This window comes from Arthrobacter sp. SPT-J7 (genome assembly GCF_059089965.1).
In genome coordinates, this window is sequence record NZ_JBNHFF010000291.1 from 1 (window position 1) to 3,522 (window position 3,522).

The following is a 3,522-nucleotide window of genomic DNA, read 5'->3' on the forward strand; positions in this document are numbered from 1 at the left end:
GCCGGCCTTACCGGCTCGCGCCGGCTGTCCTCCCGGAGTTCAATCGCCCGGTGCGTCCGTCCTTGACAGTTCACCGGTGATCCGCTCGCCCGGAACCCTCGCCGTCCGCCACGTGTCCACGGCGATGACCCCGCCCAGGATCACCAGGGACAACGAAAGCGAGGCCAAGGCATCGCTGAGCCAGTGGTACCCCAGGTACAGCCGGCTCAGCGCCGCCAGCACAATGCCCACGCCTGCCCCGATGAACCCGATCACGGCAGCCCGCCTGTTGCTGCGCCGGGAGTAGATCAGGAAGGCACCCACCAACAGGAAGTCGCAGGCGCCCAGAACGTGTCCGGACGGGAACGAAAAAGTGTGGTCGATGCCGAAGAGCATATGCTCCACGGGAGGACGGGAGCGCCGCACAATGTGGAGGATGATCTGCGAAATGATGACGCCCGTGAGCATGGCCGAGGCCAACAGGATGGGGCGCCAGGCGTGCTTTGCAGCGAAACCCCAGGCGGCAACGACCACCAGGACGATGATGGGGAGGGCAACCGGACCGAAGACCACGGCCAGGAAGATCATGACGACGGTGAGGGTCTGTGACCTGAGTCCGAGCAACCAATCGCGCACGGGCCCGTCGGCGGCGGAGAGGCCATCGGACTGCACCACGCTGATCAGGGTTGCCATGAAGAGCGCCACCCCCAGCATCACCAGGACGATCGACGCGCGGTACAGGCCCCGCCGGTCGTCCGGCTTCACATAACGCTCCTCCACCACGAACTTGTCATGGAAGACCCGCCATCTGCTGGCCTTTTTCCCGGTAGCCCCGGAACCTGCTGATCCCCGCTGTGCCACTGCCATGCCCGTCCCTTGATGGAGTTTTTCCTAGGGTGAAGATTATCCCGATTGCCCGCGCTTGATCCGGTGTCCGGTCCTGACTTTCACCTGGGATGCGTGGGCCGCCTGAATCGTCGTACCCCGGCGGTAGCCTGACTGCATGGGCGTGATGAACGAACTGATTGATCCTCGGAGCATAGGCATGCTCACCAGCGTCTTGACGGAAAGCACGCCTGCCGTGGAATGGAAGCGAACTGCTGCCACCGCGTCGCTACTGGGTGACCTGAACCTGCGTGCGCGGACCGATCTGGTGGCCGACGCCCTCGTTGCCGACATCAGCACGGGTCCGGTCCCGGGATATACGACGGCGTCCGTCAGCTTCCGGGCGGCTTTGGCAGTTCCGGAATTCACCGGCTGGGTCCTGTGGCCGGTTTCGGAGGCCGCCGTCACCCTCGCCCTCGCCTCGGATGCGGCGAAGGACTTTGACGATTGCCTGACCCTGCTCGCCGAACTGACCCCGCGGCTCACCGGGGAGTTCGCCGTCCGCCGCCTGCTTGCCAGGGATCCCGACCGGGCCCTGGCAGCGATCCTGCAGTGGACCGCGCACCCTGATGAGCACGTCCGGCGCCTGGCGAGCGAGGGCACCCGTCCGTACCTTCCGTGGGCCGTGCGCGTCCCAGCCCTCGTCCAGCGTCCTGAAGCCACGCTGCCCATCCTCATGGGCCTGTACCGGGACCCATCCGAGTATGTCCGGCGTTCCGTGGCCAACCACCTTAATGATCTCGCCAGGCATGCGCCTGATGCTGTGGTGGACACCGCCCGGCGCTGGCTCTCGGCGGCGGACCGCAACACGGGCTGGGTGGTCCGCCATGGCCTCCGGACCCTCATCAAGAAGGGGCACCCGGGCGCGCTGGCGCTGCTGGGTTTCACACCCGCATCGGTGGCCGTATCCGGGCCGCACCTGGATCAGGAAATCCTCACAGTGCCGGGAGAATTAACGTTTGCCTTCGAGATTTTCAATACCGGCAGCCAGGATGTGCGCCTCGTGGTGGACTACCTGGTCCATTTCCGCAAAGCCAATGGCAGCCAGTCCCCAAAGGTCTTCAAGATTGCAACCCTGACCCTTGCGCCGGGCGAGAGCAGGAGCATCTCCAAGCGCCACGCGTTCAGGCAGATGACCACCAGGGTGCATCATCCCGGACTTCACGCGTTGGAACTTCAGATCAACGGCGCCACGCATGGGCGCACGGAGTTCGTGCTGGAGATGGCGTAGTTCCTGCCGTGATGGCCTAGAACGAGCCGGTGGTGAACTGCCAGCTCCTGCCCGCGAACGCGTTTCCGGCAAGGTCGCGCACCCCGGCGCTGCCACCGGTCACCGTCACGGTGTACTTGGTCTTGGCGGCCAGTGCCTGCTGGGGATCCAGGATCCACTGGTTGGTGGCGCCGTTCCGGAACACGGCGGCTGGAACCACTGCGCCGGTGGCAGCATTCTTCACCGTGAACGTCGTCCCGGCCACGCCCTGGACGGCCTCGTTGAAGGTAACGCTGACGTTGTTGGCCCGCCGCACCAGCAGCGCGTTGCTGCCAGGTGTGGAGCCCGTGACTACGGGGGCCGGCCCGGTAAGGAAGCTCCAGCTGGCGGAGGCCATCGGGGTACCAGCGGCGTCCCGGATGGCAGAGGCCCCACCCACCAGGGTGGCCGTGTAAGTGGCGTCAGCCGGCAGGCCCGCAGCAGGGTCCAAGGTGGCCGTGCGGGTGGTGGAGTTGTAGCTGACAGTGGCAGGGATGGTGCTGCCAGCAGCGTTCTTGAGTACGAAGGTCCCGGCGGTGACGCCCTGGACCGCAGTGCTGAAGGTGGCCGTCACGTTGGTTCCCGTTGCAACTGCCGTTGCATTGGGGCCCGGCGTCGCCGCGGTGACCGTGGGCGCAGGCGCAGCCGGAGCTGCCGGAACCGGGGCCGGTGCAGGGGCGGCAGCAACAGCGCCGGCAAACAGCAGGCGGTTGGGGGTACCGCTGGTGGCTCCGGTGACCACCCCGGTGGTTGCATTGGATGCGAGCGTGCCTGCCACCTGGGCCGGTGAGAGTGCGGGGTTCTGGGAAAGAAGCACTGCCGCTGCTCCCGCCGCATGGGGGGCGGCCATGGACGTTCCGGACATGGATGCAGTAGCGGTGGCAGAGGTGTGGTGGGCCGAGGTGATCCCGACGCCGGGCGCGTAAAGGTCCACGCAGGAACCGAAGTTGGAGAAGGACGCCTGCCGGTCAGATGAGTCACTGGCAGCTACGGTAACGGCTGCCGGCACGCGGGCGGGAGAGCTGCCGCAGGCATCAACGGCGGAGTTGCCGGCGGCAACCACGGCAGTGACGCCGTCGTTCATTATTGCCTGGATGGCCGAGTCCACAGCCGTGCTGGCACCGCCGCCCAGGCTGAGGTTGGCAACCGCGGGCGTTCCCGCCTGATGGTGGGCGGCAATCCAGTCCAGGCCCGCCACCACGTCGGAGTTGTAGCCGGAGCCGTTGCAGTCGAGCACCCGGACCGGCACCACGGTGGCGCCCTTGGCCACACCGTAAGTGGCCCCGGCTACCGACCCTGCGACGTGCGTGCCGTGGCCGTTGCAGTCGCTGGAGCCCCGGCCGTCCGCAACGGCACTCCAGCCGGCCGCCACCCGCCCGCCGAAGTCTGCGTGCGAGGCGAGGACGCCG

3 protein-coding genes are annotated in these 3,522 nt (G+C 67.0%); 1 reads left to right on the plus strand and 2 read right to left on the minus strand.

The window, feature by feature from the left end:
- Positions 1 to 39: 39 nt before the first annotated feature.
- On the minus strand, positions 40 to 846 hold the full coding sequence (locus AC5RWX_RS31500) for a phosphatase PAP2 family protein (RefSeq protein WP_494100121.1): 807 nt from the start codon (positions 844 to 846) through the stop codon (positions 40 to 42).
- 136 nt (positions 847 to 982) lie between these two features.
- On the opposite strand from AC5RWX_RS31500, the gene AC5RWX_RS31505 reads away from it, so the two are divergent.
- Positions 983 to 2,095: a DNA alkylation repair protein gene (locus AC5RWX_RS31505; protein ID WP_494100122.1), complete on the plus strand. Its 1,113-nt coding sequence runs from the start codon at positions 983 to 985 to the stop codon at positions 2,093 to 2,095.
- A 16-nt stretch (positions 2,096 to 2,111) separates the two neighbouring features.
- On the opposite strand, the gene AC5RWX_RS31510 is transcribed toward AC5RWX_RS31505, so the two are convergent.
- A partial coding sequence (locus AC5RWX_RS31510) for a S8 family serine peptidase (RefSeq protein WP_494100123.1) occupies positions 2,112 to 3,522 on the minus strand: 1,411 nt, incomplete at its 5' end.

Coding starts and splice junctions, on each gene's coding strand:
- AC5RWX_RS31500 (WP_494100121.1), bottom strand. CDS start 846: ATGGCAGTGGCACAGCGGGGATCAGCAGGTTCCGGGGCTACCGGGAAA.
- AC5RWX_RS31505 (WP_494100122.1), top strand. CDS start 983: ATGGGCGTGATGAACGAACTGATTGATCCTCGGAGCATAGGCATGCTC.